At 51.7% G+C, this 15724-nt stretch carries 14 protein-coding genes; 10 read left to right on the forward strand and 4 right to left on the reverse strand.

What is annotated here, in order from left to right; genetic code table 11:
- Positions 1-34: 34 nt before the first annotated feature.
- Genes H6585_14580 through H6585_14590 form a run of 3 tightly spaced genes read right to left on the reverse strand, consistent with a single transcriptional unit; the run spans position 35 to position 2984 of the window.
- Complete coding sequence (locus tag H6585_14580; GenBank protein ID MCB9449556.1) at positions 35-1204, reverse strand: serine hydrolase; 1170 nt, start codon at positions 1202-1204, stop codon at positions 35-37.
- A complete protein-coding gene (lipB, locus tag H6585_14585) occupies positions 1201-1968 on the reverse strand; it encodes a lipoyl(octanoyl) transferase LipB (protein ID MCB9449557.1) in 768 nt (255 codons plus the stop codon). The genes H6585_14580 and lipB overlap by 4 nt, the downstream gene beginning before the upstream one ends.
- Before the next feature lie 32 nt (positions 1969-2000).
- Positions 2001-2984 carry a bifunctional phosphoglucose/phosphomannose isomerase gene (locus H6585_14590; GenBank protein ID MCB9449558.1) on the reverse strand — a complete coding sequence of 328 codons (984 nt, stop codon included), beginning with the start codon at positions 2982-2984 and terminating at the stop codon, positions 2001-2003.
- A 143-nt stretch (positions 2985-3127) separates the two neighbouring features.
- On the opposite strand from H6585_14590, the gene lysS reads away from it, so the two are divergent.
- Together lysS and H6585_14600 are read left to right on the forward strand one after the other, a co-directional pair.
- On the forward strand, positions 3128-4636 hold the full coding sequence (gene lysS / locus H6585_14595; protein ID MCB9449559.1) for a lysine--tRNA ligase: 1509 nt from the start codon (positions 3128-3130) through the stop codon (positions 4634-4636).
- Positions 4637-4754: 118 nt separating this feature from the next.
- On the forward strand, positions 4755-5726 hold the full coding sequence (locus tag H6585_14600) for an NAD(P)H-dependent glycerol-3-phosphate dehydrogenase (protein MCB9449560.1): 972 nt from the start codon (positions 4755-4757) through the stop codon (positions 5724-5726).
- 9 nt (positions 5727-5735) lie between these two features.
- Here the strand turns inward: H6585_14600 and H6585_14605 are convergent, their stop codons facing one another.
- The gene (locus H6585_14605) at positions 5736-8384 is read right to left on the reverse strand and encodes a tetratricopeptide repeat protein (protein MCB9449561.1); all 2649 of its coding nucleotides are present in this window, start codon (positions 8382-8384) and stop codon (positions 5736-5738) included.
- Positions 8385-8620: 236 nt separating this feature from the next.
- Between H6585_14605 and H6585_14610 the strand changes: the two genes are divergently transcribed.
- From H6585_14610 to dut, 8 genes are all read left to right on the forward strand, one after another.
- Complete coding sequence (locus H6585_14610) at positions 8621-9433, forward strand: M23 family metallopeptidase (GenBank protein ID MCB9449562.1); 813 nt, start codon at positions 8621-8623, stop codon at positions 9431-9433.
- Positions 9434-9443: 10 nt separating this feature from the next.
- Complete coding sequence (locus tag H6585_14615) at positions 9444-10961, forward strand: GH3 auxin-responsive promoter family protein (protein MCB9449563.1); 1518 nt, start codon at positions 9444-9446, stop codon at positions 10959-10961.
- Between the two features lie 18 nt (positions 10962-10979).
- Positions 10980-12152 carry a 1-deoxy-D-xylulose-5-phosphate reductoisomerase gene (locus H6585_14620; protein ID MCB9449564.1) on the forward strand — a complete coding sequence of 391 codons (1173 nt, stop codon included), beginning with the start codon at positions 10980-10982 and terminating at the stop codon, positions 12150-12152.
- A gap of 85 nt (positions 12153-12237) precedes the next feature.
- Positions 12238-12645: a cobalamin B12-binding domain-containing protein gene (locus H6585_14625; GenBank protein MCB9449565.1), complete on the forward strand. Its 408-nt coding sequence runs from the start codon at positions 12238-12240 to the stop codon at positions 12643-12645.
- Between the two features lie 18 nt (positions 12646-12663).
- Positions 12664-13452: an enoyl-CoA hydratase/isomerase family protein gene (locus H6585_14630; protein ID MCB9449566.1), complete on the forward strand. Its 789-nt coding sequence runs from the start codon at positions 12664-12666 to the stop codon at positions 13450-13452.
- Positions 13453-13465: 13 nt separating this feature from the next.
- Complete coding sequence (locus H6585_14635; protein MCB9449567.1) at positions 13466-13741, forward strand: acylphosphatase; 276 nt, start codon at positions 13466-13468, stop codon at positions 13739-13741.
- A gap of 66 nt (positions 13742-13807) precedes the next feature.
- Complete coding sequence (locus H6585_14640) at positions 13808-15283, forward strand: polysaccharide biosynthesis C-terminal domain-containing protein (protein ID MCB9449568.1); 1476 nt, start codon at positions 13808-13810, stop codon at positions 15281-15283.
- Between the two features lie 3 nt (positions 15284-15286).
- A complete protein-coding gene (gene dut, locus H6585_14645; protein MCB9449569.1) occupies positions 15287-15721 on the forward strand; it encodes a dUTP diphosphatase in 435 nt (144 codons plus the stop codon).
- Positions 15722-15724: the final 3 nt, after the last annotated feature.

Consider the following 15724-nt stretch of genomic DNA (forward strand, 5'->3'; position numbering starts at 1 on the left):
CCGGTATTTTTCATCCGGCAAAGATACACAGCCCTTACAAACCCGGTATCCCACCCTGCAGTCTCCGGTACTGCAGGGACATGCGTATGCCGATATCAAGATAGTGGAAAACATCCTGCGGATGACCATCGGTGTAGTCCATGCTGCGATGATGCCCCAGACGGGCCACAACCAGGTCCAGATCAGGAACCACAAATACATACTGTCCCAGAATGCCCCTTGCATAGAAAACCGAATGACCCTGATATGTCAGCAACCACCACGATAGACCGTACCGCGTCAGTGGTTGCCCTTCATCGGTCAGGCGGGCAGGTACGATGGACTCACTTACATAATCGGCCGGAACCAGCTGTACACCGTTCCAATTGCCACCGTTCTTAAACAACTTGCCCAGCCTTGCAAAATCCCTGATGTTGCTGTTGATGCAGCAATACGCTTTTTCCATTCCATCCGGATGGTCCAGGCTCCACGAGGCGGCCCTGGCGGCACCCATCGGTTTCCACAATTTTTCCGACATGTATTCGCTGAGGGTTTTTCCCGTGGCTTTCTTTAAAACCTCGGCAAGCACCAGGGTGTTGCCGCTCAGGTATTCGAACCGCTTTCCGGGTTCTTCGATGCGTTGCATTTGATCCACCAGCTTTTCCAGGTCACTGCCGTAGTATGCCTCCGTGGTTACCGACAAGGGGTTGGCATAACTTTCGTCCCAGTTCAGACCCGATGACATGGTAAGCAGGTTCCTCAGGGTGATCCCTTCTTTTCCGGCTTCCCTGAACGAAGGAATGAAATCGGCCACCGGCTGATCCACACTTTTGATCTTTCCTTCACCGATGGCGATTCCTATGAGCACGCTGGTAAAGGTCTTGGCCATCGAAAAAGAGGATGACATGCTTTCAGGACTGTAATCATCCCAGTATTGTTCGAACAGGATGGAATCATGATGGATCACCAGAAACGCAACCGGATCCAGGCTTTCCACATAAGACTGTTCTTCGGGCGTCAAGTGTTCGTGTGCTGCCCGTGCTGATACAGGCCAGGGTTGTGGCGTACCTGCTTCAATGGGCCGGTTCGGGAAAATCTTGTAATCGTCAATGTCTGCGAAATTATGGTACAGGGCTGGGTAGAGGTACCATCTGCCGCTGATCACGATGCCCAGGTTCAGCAGCAGGATCAGGCCTGTCAATACGTACAGGATCTTTTTTTTCATCCCGCTTCCGGTGTTGAATAGGTGGTCATGAGTGTTTCGGCACTTTGCTCAACGAGCTGCATACCGAAGACATCCGCCAGGTGATCCTTGAGTTTGTTTTCCACTTCGGCCAAAGGCGGAGCGGTTCCCAGTTCCTTTTCCATACTTGTTACCGCCTTGTCGGTAATGCCGCAGGGAACAATGTGGTTGAAGTAACTCAGGTCTGGATTAACATTGAAGGCAAAGCCGTGCATGGTGACCCATCGACTCGATTTCACACCCAATGCACATATCTTACGCGCCTTGAGCGGGTCATCAGGATCAAGCCACACACCGGTCAGGCCTTCCAGTCTTCCGGCTTCAATCCCATAATCGGAAAGGGTTCTGATCACGCCTTCCTCCAGGGATCGCATGTAGCGGTGGATGTCGGTGAAGAAACGTTCAAGATCGAGAATCGGGTAACCCACAATCTGTCCGGGGCCATGGTAGGTGATGTCTCCTCCGCGGTTGATTTTTACATAACTGGCTTCGTGTGCGGCCAGCTGCTCCCGGTTGATCAGCAGGTTGGATTCCGAGCCGCTTTTGCCCAGGGTATACACGTGGGGATGCTCACAAAACAGCAGGTGATGATCAGGGATCGGGCCGGGATCAACACCTTCCCTGCGGTTGTCTTGTTTCCATTGAACCATGCGGGAAAAGATCGCCTCCTGGAGGTCCCAGGCCGGCTGGTATTCCATTTTGCCAAGGTTAACGAAGTACGTCTTTTGTGTTGTTGCCGCTTCCATATTCAACCGATACCCGGATACACCCGGAAATGTTACAGTGCGGCCAGGGCCGATTTAAGGTGATCAATCACTTTCACCTCCGTCACATCCACACCTTTTTTCTGTCCGAGGTACAACGATACCCAGTCGCCCAGGTGAATCAGATGAAAGGCCCGGGTGAGGGGTGTCTCACCTACGGAAAACACCTCCCTGTAATGTGGTGTCATGCGGGTGATGATTTCTTTCCCCACTTCCATCCTTCGTTGTGTGCGCTTATAGTCGGTCTTGTTACGGAACACCACCACAGCCATCTGTTCATTTCCTCCGGCCCAACCCACCAGTTCGTTGTGGTTCATTTCAGGTAGTACATGGTGCCAGCAAAGCATCTTGGCGTTTTCGTTCACCTGCTGGCGAAACCGTACCGCTACACCCTCCGAACCGGCAGCAGCATAGATCACGGGGATCTTGCCATACAGGAATTCCGTCAGGTCTTTTGCCTCGGCCTGAATGGCAGGCAGGTGTTGGTCGAGAAAATCGGGTACCGATTGCAGGTCGGTCAGGAAACTTTCGGGGATGAGCTTGTGTTTGGCGAAGATGATGAAAAGCTGGGTGAGTGAATAGCCCAGGCACGAACGCGGAGGGTTGCCCCCCGGTATGACGATGGCATCATATCCCTTTTCCTTTGCGAAAGCCTGGAGTGTCCCGCCGGAAGTGATGCATACGATGTGTGCACCCTGATCGGATGCCTGCTGAACCGCCTGCAATGTTTCTTCGGTATTGCCGGAGTAAGAACTTGCGATCACCAGCGTATCGGGTCCTACGAATTTGGGCACGAAGTAATCTTTGTTCACCGTCACCGGAACAGACACCTGTGATTGGGTGATTTCCGCAATGATGGTGCCGCCTATACCCGAACCTCCAAGTCCGGTAATGAGCACATTCCTGAATGGGGACTTTGCAGGCTGCAGGGTGGCAGCATTCCCTATTTGCCACGCTTCGCGTAACTGGTTGGGGAAATTCTTGATCAGTGATTCCATGGCTGTTTTCAAGGGCTTGCGGATCTTACTTACCCGATTGTCTGATTTGTCTAATGATGTTTTACATTTGTAGATTCTCACCCTGAAGTCTTGGAACACTCTTTCATTCCCTTCAGGGGGGTGCTACGCAAAATTAAAAGAAAATGGCCAAAGAACTGAGTGAACAGGAGATGATTAGACGAGCGTCGCTTCAGGCGCTGAATGAATTGGGTATTGACGCATACCCTGCCGACACTTTCCCGGTCAACGCATCTGCCCGGGACATTCATAAAAATTACGAACTCGACAAGCTATCCTATAAGAACATCAGCATAGCGGGTCGCATCATGTCGCGGCGCATCATGGGCAATGCCTCATTTGCCGAGATACAGGATGCCACCGGTCGCATACAGGTGTATGTGAAACGAGACGATATCTGCCCGGATGAGGACAAGACCCTCTACAATACCGTGTTCAAAAAACACCTCGACATCGGAGACATCATCGGTGTCACGGGTTATGTGTTCACCACCAACACCGGCACCATTTCCATTCATGTGACCGGACTGAAACTGCTGTGCAAATCGCTGAGACCGCTCCCGATCGTGAAAACCGATCACGAAGGTCATGTGCACGACGCATTCACCGATCCCGACCAACGTTACCGGATGCGCTATATAGACCTCATCGTGAATCACACGGTGAAAGATACATTTATCAAGCGCACCAAAATGGTGAACTCGATGCGGAATTTCCTCACTGAGAAAGGCTACCTCGAAGTGGAAACACCGGTGTTGCAACCCATCTACGGAGGCGCTGCTGCCCGTCCCTTCAAAACACATCATAATGCGCTGGATATGACCCTCTACCTCCGCATCGCCAACGAGCTGTACCTGAAACGGCTGATCGTGGGCGGATATGATGGCGTGTTCGAGTTCTCCAAGGATTTCCGGAACGAAGGCATGAGCCGCTTTCACAACCCGGAATTCACCCAGGTGGAATTGTACGTCGCCTACAAGGACTACGAATGGATGATGAACCTCTGCGAAACCGTGATCGAGAAAGTGGCGATGGACCTGCACGGCACCACGGAAGTACAGGTGGGTGAACATGTGATCAATTTCCAGCGCCCCTGGAAGCGCTTCACCATGTTCGGAGCCATCGAGCACTTCACCGGCATCGACATCTCGGAAATGGATGAGGCAGCCTTGCGGGAGACCGCATCCAAACTGGGTATCCATGTAGACAAGTCAATGGGAAAAGGCAAGATCATCGACGAGATCTTCGGTGAGAAATGCGAACCCAACCTGATTCAACCCACCTTCATTACCGACTACCCCGTGGAAATGTCGCCCCTTGCCAAAAAGCACCGGAGCAAGGAAGGACTGGTGGAACGTTTCGAAGCCATCTGCAACGGGAAGGAGATCGCCAACGCCTTCTCGGAGCTGAACGACCCGATTGATCAGCGACGCCGGTTTGAAGAACAACTCGAGCTGGGCAAACGCGGCGATGATGAAGCCATGGTATTGGATGAAGATTTCCTGCGCGCCATTGAATACGGCATGCCTCCCACAGCGGGTATCGGGATCGGAATCGACCGCCTGGCGATGATCATGACCAATTCACCGTCCATCCAGGATGTGTTGTTCTTCCCGCAGATGCGACCTGAATAACCGGAAGCAAACAACCTTCAGCTAACGTTTACAAGCCGGCGGTCAATTCACAGGATTTATATCTTTGTGCCGGCATTGATGCCTGATTCTTTTGTCCTTTTCGAAAACCATAGGTGTAATGGGAGGTGGCAGCTGGGCAACCGCGCTGGTGAAACTCCTTTGCAACAATGTCGATAATGTGCATTGGTGGATGCAGAACCCCGATGCCATCGCACATGTCAGGCAATACCATCACAATCCGCAGTACCTGAGTTCAGTCACCTTTCAACCTGAAAAGCTCACGGTGACAAACGACCTGCAGGCATTCGTGAATACCTGCGACGTTATCATCATTTCCATCCCTTCCGCCTTCCTCATGGATGTGTTCAAGAAACATCCTGTAAAGGGAATGGAAGACAAAATTCTGTTCTCCGCCATCAAAGGGATCGTACCTGAATACAATGCCATACCGGCCCGGTTTTTCCACAAACAGTTCCTCATTCCTTATGAGAACATAGGTATCATCTGCGGACCCTGTCACGCCGAAGAAGTGGCGCTGGAGAAACTTTCATACCTCACCATCGCCTGCCAGGATGAAGTCAAGGCTTCCATGCTGGCGGAATTACTGGCCTGTCGCTACATCCGCACCGCTACATCCGACGACCTGTTCGGTTCGGAATTGTCTGCGGTACTTAAGAACGTATATGCCATTGCAAGTGGAATTTGCCACGGCCTCGGCTATGGTGACAACTTCCAGGCGGTGCTGATCTCAAACGCCATCCAAGAAATCGAGCGCTTCGTGGATGCAGTGAACCCCATCCACCGCGACGTGAAAAGCTCGGCCTACCTGGGCGACCTGCTGGTAACCGCTTACTCACAGTTCTCAAGGAACCGCACGTTCGGTACCATGATCGGAAAGGGGTACTCCGTGAAGTATGCGCAGATGGAGATGGACATGGTGGCCGAGGGTTACTACGCCGTAAAGAGCATCCAGGAAATCAACAAGAAATTCAAGGTGCATACGCCGATCTGCGATGCCGTATACCGCGTGCTGTATGAGAAAATATCTCCCGTTGCGGAGATGCGCCTGCTCACTGAACAGTTGAGCTGATCCCGAAAATCAATTGGAATAATTCTCCTGGAAGAACTTCACGTACTCGTCGATGTTCTTCTGCTTGTAGATGGTGATATAATTGATGGAAGAGATGGTGAAGTACTTCACCGACTTAAGTTTGTCGTCGCCGAACATATCGGCATGTGCCTGCACCGACTTGAAGTAATCCATCCCGTCCTTGCCGTTGTCGAAACTCTTCACCAATACCATCTGACGGGCGTCATCCAACAGGATCGAGCTCACGTTGAAGGTGCGCAGACCGAACTGCGACTGGTTGAAGTCGGACACGTATTCCTTGAACTTGGTGATGATGTTGTTCTTCCCTGATAACACATACACGAAGAAGTGCACTTCATTCATATCCATTTTGAAAACGGAAGCAGGGGAGGCCGAATCGGGTTTGGTGGTTAAGGTATCTGTTGTTTTCTTGGGCTTCATCAGGTCCAGGATCTCCTTTGCCCGTGTACCGGCCGGATCGTAGCTATACTGGCTGGCCACATGTTCCAGGCTGGCCACAAACAGGCTGTCGTGGTTACCCCTGGTCTTGCCGATTGACATTGCATACAGGAAAGAGAACTTGGGCATAAAGGGGTTTCCCTTGTGCAGTGAATCGGCGAGATCGCAGTTGGCCATCACCGCTTCATACTTGCTGTTCAGGTAGGCTTTGTAGGTGTCTTCGTAGAGCTTGCGTGCCTCTTCCTGGTCTACCTTTTGCGCTTTGCCGTAATCCGGGTTCTGGATCAGCTTGGCATATTCGGAATCGGGATAATCGTTCAGGATGATGTTCTTGTTGGTTTCTGCTGCCGCAGTGTTACCCGCATCATTCATAATCAAATACAGGTAATAGCAGGCTGCAGCGCGGTACCGGTTGCTCGGGTAGCGTCGGTTCAATTCTTCAAAAGCCCGGATCGCTTCGTCAGGATCCTGAAGTCTTTCCTTATAAATGATGCCCAGTTGGTAGTACGCTTCAATGATGCGATCGTCGGATGCCTTTCTTGCCTCTGACGTTAGGGGGATGTTTTTCAGGTATGCTTTTTTGTCGCGTATGTTACCGATGGAGAGGTCTCTTTTCTGGCTGGCCTGCAATGTATCCGATGATTCGGACCCGCTTGAAAAGTCGCCGAACCCGCTTTTGTTGGAACGCCGCCAGTAATCCTCCAACGGTCGATCGCCCCATCGGGTCCTGAATTCGGCCTTGCCGCTTGCAAGCGTAGTAGGGTTGTAGAAGTACCACTTGCCTCCCCCGGATGCATTGGGGTTGCCCTTGCGTTGGTTGATCGCGTTCTGTGTAAGCAGTTCACGTGTCCGTCTTTCCCGGTCTTCCTTTTCCTGCTTCTTGCGTTCTTCGTCTTTAACAGCCTGTTCGATCAGGTCGTCTATGAATGCATCCCTGGCCGCATCGTCCATGTCGGCAATCCGCTGCAAGCTATCTTCGGCCTCTATGGTAGCGATACTGCTGACGAGGCCTGTCAGACTGGTTTTTTTGTTCAGTGCTGCTTCGTAACCCTCGTATTGTGGCGGGAGTTGCGCAACAGCGCTGTCATAATAAGCCTGTGCGATTTCGTACTTGCGCTGAGAAAAACGGATGTCGGCCACCATCAGGTAAGACTGTCCCTTTTGTGTAGGGTTGTTGGTGCTCGTGCGGATGGATTGCTCCAGGTGGCTCAATGCATCGGGTTCATCGCCTTCCTTATGGGAAAGCTCCGCGAGGGCATAATGAATCTGGTCGAAGTAGTCGATGTTCTTGTCGTCACGGAGCATCTTTTCCAATTGTTTGCGGATGCCTCCCCTCGCAGAAGCGCTGGCTTTATCGCGTTCAATGCCCACGGTTCGGGCCATGTTGATCTTTGCATGGAAAGCCATGTCATAAGGCGGATTCATTTTCACCACCTGCTGGTACATGTTGCCGGCTTTCCGGTACTCCTTGTCGCGCTGTAGCAGCTGTGCCATGATGTACATCAACCGCACCCTGGTTTTGCGGCGCTTTGTCAGTGCAATCGCTTTCTGTAGATGCACGGCAGCGGTGGGGTATTCCTTTTGCTGCATATAATAGTCGGCATACACCGTTTCGAAAGCGCCCTTCTTCTTTTTCGGAAATCCTTTTTCATTCTTGATCATGTCGATGATGCGGAGGCCGTCGTCATACATTCCCAGTTCGGTGTAACAGCGGACCATCCAGAGGAGGGCATCAAACTTGATCTCTTCTTCGCTGTATTGCTTGGCCACATATTCAAATGTTTCCAAGGCGGTGCGGAATTCCTGTTTGTAGAACTGTGCCCTTCCGATCAGAAAATAGCTGTCATCCACCCAGGCACAATATTCCTTGTTCTTTACCATGATGGAGTGGCGCTGGATCACGGCGGAGCATTTCTTGATGGCCTTGTCCATCTCCGAAGCAACCGTCTGGCCCTGGCCTTCATCCACATCTACATATATATTCAGGATCTGCGTGAAATCATCGACGTGGTTCTTTTCCATCTGCGCCACCGCCTCCTTTACACCTTCACGTGCATTGAAGTATCCGTTGTCGCGTGAGGTCAGGTTATGATACTGACGGCTGACGAAGGTGTTTTTGCGGGTTGAACAACCCCACCATGTCAGGGTGATGCCCAGGATCAATACCAGGGCTAGGCGTATGTTGGACTTTTTATCCACGGTTGGAAAACGCAGGATTGCAAATTTATTTTATTTTTTGGCAGTTTCCCGAAGAATGAGAAGCACCCGGACATTTGAGGGCAGAATTCACATAGGATTCCATAAATAATTCATACGGATAGGTAGGCTTGTCCCATTGCATTGGCCGGTTTTTCGGATATTTGCCATCTGTTATGGTGGAAGCCAAAAAGAAAAAGTTAGGCCAGCGGCTTAAAAACAAATACCGCCTGGTGATTATGAACGACAGCTCCTTCGAAGAAAAGCTGTCGATCAGACTCACACCCCTGAACGTTTATACCTTGATCGGTGCCAGCATCATCGTACTGATCACCTTGGGGATCACACTTGTTGCATTCACACCCCTTCGCCAATATGTGCCCGGATACACCACCGGACAATTGCGTAAACAATCGCTGTTGAATACCATCAGCATTGATTCGCTCCAGGACAAACTGCGGATGCAGGAACAGTACCTGAACAGCCTGAGGGATGTGTTGAGCGGAAATGACAGCACGCATGTACAGGCTGATGGGAATACCCCGGCCAACAATACCACCAACTACGAAAAACTGGAAATTTCCAAGTCGGACGCCGAAAAGGCACTGATCGAAAAAATAGAATCCGAAGACAAGTACAACCTGGCTTTCAATGAACCTGTTCAACACGCGGGAAGCAAAGTTGACCAGCTGTTCTACTGTCCGCTGAAAGGTTTGATCACAAGCCGGTTTGATGCCCTTCAGAAACACTTCGGGATTGATGTGGTCGCCAAGAAAGACGAGCCTGTGAAGGCCACCCTGAATGGCAAGGTGATATTGGCAACATGGACTTCGGAAACAGGATATGTGATTGCGCTGCAACACAAAGGCAACCTGGTCTCCTTCTATAAGCACAATTCGGTGTTGCTGAAAAAGGTAGGGGAGTTTGTTCGCGCCGGAGAAGCCATCGCCATTGTAGGTGATTCGGGTGAACTGACCAGCGGGCCGCACCTGCATTTCGAGTTGTGGCACGACGGTCAGGCCATCAATCCGGAAGATTACATGGTGTTCTGATTCCTGTCGCATGAGCCTGAAAGCATCCCTGAGTATCCCCTTCGCCCGATGGATCCACCGTCAACAGGTAACGGCAGCCTCACATGCCGTGGAAGTTCAGCAGAAGTGGTTGCAACGGCTGCTCCAAAACGCCAGGGCCACGCACTTCGGAAAGGAGCATGATTTCTCCCACATCCGGGATCACAAAACGTTTACACAAAAGGTACCCCTGCGGGACTATGAAGCCCTCAAACCGTGGATTGAAAAAGTGGTGGCGGGAGAACCTGATGTACTCTGGCCAGGGCAACCGATTTATCTCAGCAAAACATCAGGCACCACATCGGGTACCAAGTTCATTCCGATTACCAAAGACTCCATCCCCAACCACATACACACCGCCAGAAATGCGCTGTTGAGCTACATTGCCACTACACGCAAGGCACAATTCGTGGACGGGAAAATGATCTTCCTTTCCGGAAGCCCGGAACTGATGAAGAAAAACGGAATTCTGACCGGGCGGTTGTCGGGAATCGTAAACCACCACGTACCCGGCTACCTGCGCTCCAACCAACTGCCATCTTATACCACCAACTGCATAGACGACTGGGAAACCAAAGTGGATGCGATCGTGGAAGAAACCATGAACGAAGACATGCGGTTGATCAGCGGCATTCCCTCATGGGTACAGATGTATTTTGAAAAATTGCTGCTGCGTACCGGTAAGGAAACCATCCGGGAGGTTTTCCCCAATTTTTCACTTTTCGTCTATGGCGGCGTTAACTATGCGCCCTACCGGCCGGTGTTTGAAAAAGCCATTGGGGGTAAGATCGATTCGGTTGAACTGTACCCCGCATCCGAAGGCTTCATCGCATTCCAGGATGTACAGGGTGAAGAAGGCCTGCTGCTGAATGTGGACAACGGTATTTACTTCGAGTTTGTTCCGCTGGATGAATATGACCGCCCAAACCCTACACGTCTTTCACTCGCCGATGTGGAACTGGGCGTGAACTATGCGTTACTCCTCAGTACAAACGCAGGTCTGTGGGCATACAGCATCGGCGACACCGTGAAGTTTGTTTCCAAAAATCCCTACAGGCTGATCGTCACCGGACGCATCAAACACTTCATCTCCGCATTCGGAGAACACGTGATCGGCGAAGAAGTGGATGGCGCCATGCAAATCGCAGCACGAGAATTCGGTGCGGAGATCATTGAATTTTCCGTTGCACCCCAGATCAAACCAACGACCGGTCTGCCCTACCATGAATGGTTCATCGAGTTTGCGAAAAAGCCTGCCGACATGGATGGGTTCAGGCATCGCGTGGATGAACTGATGCAGGAAAAGAACATCTACTACCGGGATCTGCTGGAAGGCAACATCCTACAGACCCTGGTGATCCGGGAGGTCGTGAAAGACGGTTTCATCGCCTACATGAAATCGGTCGGAAAGCTGGGTGGTCAGAACAAAGTACCCCGGTTGTCCAACGACCGCCAACTCGCCGATGGGCTCACACCGTTCATTTCCCCGGGAAATGTTTCTCCTGTTTAAAGTTATCTTTACGCCATTATGACGCTCCCGGAAAAAAGACGACTGGCCCTATTGGGTTCAACAGGATCCATCGGCAGGCAGGCGCTTGAAGTGGTGGCGGAGCAATCCGACAGCTTTGAAGTGGAAGTGCTCACGGCACAAAACAACGCCGACCTGCTGATCGAACAGGCCATGGCGTTTCGTCCGAATGCCGTGGTCATCGGGAATAAGGATGCATATGACAAAGTGCGTTCGGCCCTGGCATCTCATGACGTGAAAGTGTATGCCGGACCCGATGCGCTGGAGCAGGTGGTGGAGATGGAAAGCATCGACCTTGTGCTGACCGCCCTGGTGGGTGCCGCCGGACTCACACCCACCCTGAAAGCCATCGAAGCCGGGAAAGCCATCGCACTGGCCAACAAGGAAACACTGGTGGTGGCGGGAGAGCTGGTCACCCAAAAGGCAAAAGAAACCGGTGTGAACATCTACCCGGTGGATTCGGAACATTCGGCCATCTTCCAGTGCCTCGCCGGAGAATTTCACAACCCGGTGGAGAAGATCATCCTCACAGCCTCCGGCGGTCCGTTCAGGGGCATGAAAACAGAAGCCCTTCACAACATCACGCGTGAACAGGCGCTGGCCCATCCCAACTGGACCATGGGAAACAAAATCACCATTGATTCTGCTACCCTGATGAACAAAGGATTGGAAGTGATCGAAGCCCGCTGGCTCTTCGGCCTGCAACCCGACCAGATCGAGGTGGTGGTGCACCCGCAAAGCATCATCCATTCCATGGTGCAATTCACCGACGGCTCCATCAAGGCCCAGATGGGTTTGCCGGATATGAAGCTGCCCATTCAATATGCGCTGGCATACCCGTACCGGTTACCGAACACATTCCCGCGTTTCGATTTTACCGCCTATCCCACCTTACATTTCGAACAACCCGACCGGACGTCATTCCCTTGCCTGCAACTGGCATACGATGCGATGAAAAAAGGCGGAAATGCACCGTGCGTGATGAACGCCGCCAATGAAGTGGCTGTTGAGGCATTCCTTCAAAACCGGATCGGCTTCACAGACATTCCGAATGTGGTAGAGCAATGCCTGTCAGGCATGCATTTCATACCCAAACCCCACCTGAACGATTACCTGGAAACCGACCTGGAAACGCGGAATGTCGCCAGGGAGCATGTTACGGTCAGCCGCTAATCCCGGCCACGCAGGTCATAGCACACGTTCATGGGGTGGTCCATCCCCACATTTTATTACATTTGTACGGAACCAAGCAAGTACCATGAAGCGACCCATCCGAGTGTTGATAGCGAAAGTGGGCCTGGACGGCCACGACCGCGGCGCCAAAGTGATCGCATCGTTTTTGCGCGACGCCGGCATGGAGGTGATCTATTCGGGCCTGAGACAAACCCCGGAAAAGGTGGTGAATGCGGCGCTTCAGGAAGATGTGGATGCCATCGGGATCAGCATCCTTTCAGGTGCACACATGACTGTATTTCCCAAGGTACTGGACCTGATGAAAGAAAAAGGCATGAACGATGTGCTGCTTACGGGCGGAGGCATCATTCCCGAACAGGACATCCGGAAGCTATCCGAAATGGGCGTAGGCAAACTGTTCGGCGCGGGAACGGAAACAGGAGAGATCGTCCACTACATTCAGGAATGGGTTCAGGAACACAAACACATTTGAATACATAAGATCATACCCATGGAAAGTGTCGCATATCAAAACTTATTGGCGGAGGTAAAGGCCGGCATCCTCACCATCACCATCAACCGGCCCGACAAAATGAACGCGCTCAACCGCGCCACCCTGGATGAGATCAAAACCGCCATCCTGGAGGCCAGCGACGATCCCGAAGTGAAAGGGATCATCATCACCGGAGCCGGTGAAAAAGCCTTTGTTGCCGGAGCCGACATCAAGGAATTCCTGGATATTTCAGTGGCCGAAGGAAAGGCCTTCGCAGCCAGCGGGCAGACCATTTTTAAAATGATCGAGCATTGTCCGAAACCGGTCATCGCTGCGGTCAACGGATTCGCACTGGGCGGAGGTTGTGAGTTGGCAATGGCATGTCACCTGCGGGTGGCCAGCGAAAATGCCCGTTTCGGACAACCGGAAGTGAACCTCGGTCTGATCCCCGGCTACGGCGGTACCCAACGACTCATCCAGTATGTTGGCAAATCAAAAGCCACCGAATTGCTGATGACAGGTGATATGATTCCGGCACAACAGGCCCTCGAACTCGGACTGGTGAATTACGTCACACCTGCCGATCAACTGATTGTGAAATGTGAAGAGATCCTGGGCAAAATCCTGTCCAAATCACCGGTGGCTGTGAAAGGCATCATTCGTTGTGTAGATGCTTATTTTAAAGATGGCGAAGACGGGTTTGCAACGGAAGTGGAAGAATTCGGACAATGTTTCGGTACAGAAGATTTCAAAGAGGGCACATCCGCCTTTCTTGAAAAAAGAACCCCGGCGTTTCCGGGTAAATAAATAACCATGTCTCATGTACAAACATCTTCACATCAAGGTCAAAGGCAAGGTACAAGGCGTATACTACCGCAAGTCGGCCCAGGAAGCCGCGCAACGATTCGGGATACGCGGATATGTGCGCAATGAAAGCGACGGTGACGTGAGGATTGAGGCTGAAGGGGATGACATGCAACTGGACCAATTCGTGACGTGGTGCAGAAAGGGCCCCGAAAGGGCAGAGGTGGGACGCCTGGAAATATCCGAAGATCCCAGGGTCAGAAACTTTTCTTCGTTTGAAATCATCCGTTGATACAACCGGTTGCCACCAAAGGAACCATCGGTATAAATCACATAGCCGGTTAGCCAAATTGCCCGATTGAATCAGATCAAAAAACTGGCCGGACAAACCGCAATCTACGGTTTGAGTAGCATCCTGGGAAGGGTGCTGAACTACCTGCTCGTTCCCCTGTATACCCGTGAATACCTGAAAACCGAATACGGTGTGGTGATCGAAATGTACGCCTATGTGGCCCTGCTGATCATCATCCTCACCTATGGCATGGAAACCGCCTATTTCCGGTTTGCCCAAACAGAAAATGATCAGAAGAAGGTGTTCTCAACCGCCATGGGGTCATTGCTTCTCAGTTCCCTGATCTTTCTCGGACTCGCCATCGGGTTCGCCGGGCCGGTTGCCTCATTACTCGATTATCCCGAGAACAAGGAATATGTGGTGTGGTTTGCTATGATCGTTGCGTTTGATGCGATCACATCCATCCCGTTTGCCAAGCTTCGACAGGAAAACAAAGCCACGGCATTTGCCACCATCAAACTCATTAACATCGCAGTGTACATCGGCCTCAACCTGCTGATGATCCTTGCCGCACCCTACATTTTCCGAAGCGACCTGGGCATGCAAGGCGGACTCATGGACCTCCGGCCCGGTATCGGGTACATCTTCATCGCCAACCTGATCTCCAGCGGGGTAACGCTTGTGCTGGTGTTACCGGTGATGGCCAAAATGAAGTTGCGGGTCGATTGGCACCTGTGGAAGCGCATGATCGGCTATGCATTGCCGCTGCTTGTTATGGGTGTGGCAGGCTCGATCAATGAAACCATGGACCGCCCCCTGCTGAAATATCTGCTTCCCGGAAGCCTCGAAGAACGCCTGGCAGAAGTGGGTGTTTACGGTGCCTGTTACAAGATATCCATCCTGATCAGCCTGTTCATCCAGGCCTTCCGGTACGCCGCCGAACCTTTTTTCTTTTCCCATGCCAAAACCACCAACTCCAGGCAAACCTATGCCGATGTAATGACCTACTTCTCGGCCGTTTGTGGTCTGATATTCGTTGCCATTATGGTGAACATGTCAGCGGTTAAATACTTTATCGGACCCCGGTTTCATGTCGGTTTGCAGGTCGTACCCATTCTGTTGATCGCCAATATTTTTCTTGGTTTCTTTTACAACCTTTCGGTCTGGTACAAGCTTGAGGAAAAAACCCTATACGGAGCACGTATTGCCATACTGGGTGCCCTGATCACCCTTGTTGTGAACTGGTACGGGATTCCCAGGTACGGATACATGGCTTCGGCATGGGCTACGCTGGCCTGCTATGCCACAATGGCCATTGTCTCCTACGCGGAAGGACGGAAATACTTCCCCGTACCTTATGAACTAACAAAAATACTGGGGTATATAGGGTTGGCACTCGGACTTTACGGAGTGCATCTCTGCCTTCCTGAAAACACCAACTTTTTGGGCCACCTTGCCAATACATTCCTTATCTTCGTGTATATTTTGGTGGTCGCTTTCACCAACAAATCCTTGCGCAGGTATCTGCCCGGAAAAGCTTAACCCATGGAAGTAAAAATCATCAACCGCTCGAAGCATCCGTTGCCGGAGTATGAAACGAAAGGATCCGCAGGGCTGGATCTAAGGGCCAACCTGGATCAACCCGTTGAGTTGGATTCGCTGGAAAGAGCCCTGATCCCGACCGGTTTGTTCATTGAACTGCCGCTGGGATTCGAAGCACAGGTGAGGCCCAGGAGCGGACTTGCCATCAAGAAAGGTGTGACCTTGTTGAATTCACCCGGAACCATCGATGCAGATTACCGCGGTGAAGTGGGTGTGATCCTCGTCAATTTGTCAAAAGAAAAGTTTGTGGTGCATGATGGCGAACGAATCGCTCAGCTTGTGATCGCACGACACGAACAGGTTACCTGGAAAACGGTGGAAATACTGGAAGAGACAGAACGCGGTGCCGGTGGCTTTGGTCATACCGGACGCCAATAAGAT

The sequence above is a fragment of the Flavobacteriales bacterium genome, assembly GCA_020635855.1.
Classification (GTDB): Bacteria; Bacteroidota; Bacteroidia; order JACJYZ01; family JACJYZ01; genus JACJYZ01.

Bases quoted from the DNA above. Each gene is read 5' to 3' on its own strand.
- H6585_14580 (MCB9449556.1), bottom strand. From the start codon at position 1,204: ATGAAAAAAAAGATCCTGTACGTATTGACAGGCCTGATCCTGCTGCTG.
- lipB (MCB9449557.1), bottom strand. From the start codon at position 1,968: ATGGAAGCGGCAACAACACAAAAGACGTACTTCGTTAACCTTGGCAAA.
- H6585_14590 (MCB9449558.1), bottom strand. From the start codon at position 2,984: ATGGAATCACTGATCAAGAATTTCCCCAACCAGTTACGCGAAGCGTGG.
- lysS (MCB9449559.1), top strand. From the start codon at position 3,128: ATGGCCAAAGAACTGAGTGAACAGGAGATGATTAGACGAGCGTCGCTT.
- H6585_14600 (MCB9449560.1), top strand. From the start codon at position 4,755: ATGGGAGGTGGCAGCTGGGCAACCGCGCTGGTGAAACTCCTTTGCAAC.
- H6585_14610 (MCB9449562.1), top strand. From the start codon at position 8,621: ATGAACGACAGCTCCTTCGAAGAAAAGCTGTCGATCAGACTCACACCC.
- H6585_14615 (MCB9449563.1), top strand. From the start codon at position 9,444: ATGAGCCTGAAAGCATCCCTGAGTATCCCCTTCGCCCGATGGATCCAC.
- H6585_14620 (MCB9449564.1), top strand. From the start codon at position 10,980: ATGACGCTCCCGGAAAAAAGACGACTGGCCCTATTGGGTTCAACAGGA.
- H6585_14625 (MCB9449565.1), top strand. From the start codon at position 12,238: ATGAAGCGACCCATCCGAGTGTTGATAGCGAAAGTGGGCCTGGACGGC.
- H6585_14630 (MCB9449566.1), top strand. From the start codon at position 12,664: ATGGAAAGTGTCGCATATCAAAACTTATTGGCGGAGGTAAAGGCCGGC.
- H6585_14635 (MCB9449567.1), top strand. From the start codon at position 13,466: ATGTACAAACATCTTCACATCAAGGTCAAAGGCAAGGTACAAGGCGTA.
- dut (MCB9449569.1), top strand. From the start codon at position 15,287: ATGGAAGTAAAAATCATCAACCGCTCGAAGCATCCGTTGCCGGAGTAT.